At 68.7% G+C, this 2204-nt stretch carries 2 protein-coding genes; both read right to left on the reverse strand.

The window, feature by feature from the left end:
* Positions 1-927 (reverse strand): DUF445 domain-containing protein (locus JYJ84_RS34760; protein ID WP_205190135.1); only part of this gene is annotated, 927 nt, incomplete at its 3' end.
* 173 nt (positions 928-1100) lie between these two features.
* A partial coding sequence (andAa, locus tag JYJ84_RS34765) for an anthranilate 1,2-dioxygenase system ferredoxin--NAD(+) reductase (protein ID WP_205190136.1) occupies positions 1101-2204 on the reverse strand: 1104 nt, incomplete at its 5' end.

The following is a 2204-nucleotide window of genomic DNA, read 5'->3' on the forward strand; positions in this document are numbered from 1 at the left end:
GCGCAACTGATCCCACAAGTCGCGCACGTACTCGTTGAACGCAGCGCCGTCGCGGATATAGTGCTTGATCTCCTCGCCCTTCGCGATGAACGCGGGATCGTGCTTCAACCGCTCGGTCAGCCGCACGACCGTCCGGTCGAAGCGTTGCCGCAGCTCGTGCTCGGGGTCGGCCGCCACGCCTTCCAGCACGCGGCTCACCGCGCTCGCCAGCATCCGCGCGCCGTTCTCGCCGAACCACTGCGTCGGCATGATCTTCTCGACCTTCGGGTACTGCGTCTTCAGCCATTCGACGATGAAGCCCGCGATCACCTCGCGGTTCTCCTCCTTGTCGAGCACGTCGACCACCTGCTCGATCGCGTCGTCGAGCAGCGCCTGGTGGCGGCCGTCCTTCGTCAGCGTGTCGAGGATCGCGCCGGCCGATTGCGACAGGTCGACCCGGTTGATCACCGCGCGAAACGCGTCGTGTACGAATGACTGGATCCGTGCGTCGTCGGTCATGTCGAGCGCGAAGCTCATCAGCTTCGTCACATAGCCGCCGAGCGCCTCGGTGTTCGCCGGCTCGCCGAGCCATGCGCCGAGTTTCCGTGCGGGATCGTGCTGGCGGATCTGCGCGGCGAGCGCGTCGGGGCCGAGAAACTTCTCGCGCACGAACACCGCGAGGTTGTCGGCGATCTTGTCCTTGTTCTTCGGAATGATCTCGGTATGGCGCGACACGAACGGGATCGGCACGCGGCGGAACAGCGCGACCACCGCGAACCAGTCGGCGAGCGCGCCGACCATTGCAGCCTCGGCCACGGCCTTGAAGCCGTCGACCCACGGGCCGCGCGGCAGCAGGATCGTCGTGACGAACACCGCGACGGCGGCCAGCAGCAGCCACAGCGCGCGGCGCTTGCTGCGTTTCAGTTCGAGGGCTTTGTCTGGCGTCATGGGCAACCGGTCGGGCGAACGATGCCGCTAATATGCACCGGTTGCGGTGTTGCCGACAAACATTGCGACGCGCGTCGAGCGGGCCGCAGCCCCACGGATCTGACCGGCGGATCGCACACGGCGGCGCCGGCCGGCATCGTGACTGCATGCCGGGTCGGACGACCGTGCGCCTGCTACATGAACGTCTTCAGGTTCACCGCCGGATCTGCGAGCTTCACCGGATCGGGCACCGCCCCGGCCGCGATCAGCCGGCGCGATGCGCCGATGTCGCGCCCGAGATTCGCGGCGGCCACCGCGACGATCCTGCCGTCGTCGCCCAGCCCGAACACCGTGAACGGCCCGTTCGCCGGATCGCCGCGCACGACGATCGTGCGTTCGCTGCCGAACAGCCCGAGCATCTGCAGGTTGCAGTCGTACTGATCGGACCACAGCCACGGCAGCTCGGCATACGTCTCGTCGGCGCCGAGCAGGTTCGCGGCCGCGACGGCCGGCTGGTTTTCGGCTACCTGCCACGATTCGATCCGCACGTGACGCCCGAGCAGCGGATTGAAGTGCATCGTCACCTCGCCTGCCGCGAAGATCGCGGGATCGGCCGTGCGGCAGCCCGCGTCGACGCGGATCCCGTTGTCGACATCGAGCCCGGCCGCCTGGGCGAGCTCGACGTTGGGCACTACGCCGATGCCGATCACGACGATGTCCGCCTGCACATCGCCACGATCGGTCTCGATGATCGCGCCGCCGCCCGGTGCGCGACGGATCGCGCGCGGCAGCGTCGCCATCTGGAAAACCACGCCGCGTGCATCGTGCAACCGATGCGCGTACGCGCCGACCACGTCCGGCAACGCACGCTGCAGCAAGCGCGGCGCCGGATCGATCACCGTCACGTCGCAACCGAGCTGACGCGCCGCCGCCGCGACTTCCAGACCGATGAAGCCGCCACCGAGCACCGCCACGCGACGGCCCGGCGAAAGCTGCGCGCGCAGCGCACGCGCATCGTCGACGGTGCGGACGTAATGCGGCGTGATGCCTTCGTCGATTGCCCCGCCGAACGTGCGCACCCGCGAGCCCGTCGCAAGCACGAGCCGCGCATAGGGCAGCGTCGCGCCGTCGTCGAGCCGCACACGCTGCGCATCCCGCTCGATCGCATCGACACGCGTGCCGAGCCGCAACTCGATGCGCTGCGCGTCATACCACGCGGCATCGCGCACGAACGCACGGTGTTCGCCGCCGTCGGTCAGCAGCGCATCCTTCGACAGCGCGGGCCGGTCGTACGGCAG

This window comes from Burkholderia sp. LMG 13014, assembly GCF_905232215.1.
Lineage (GTDB): Bacteria > Pseudomonadota > Gammaproteobacteria > Burkholderiales > Burkholderiaceae > Burkholderia.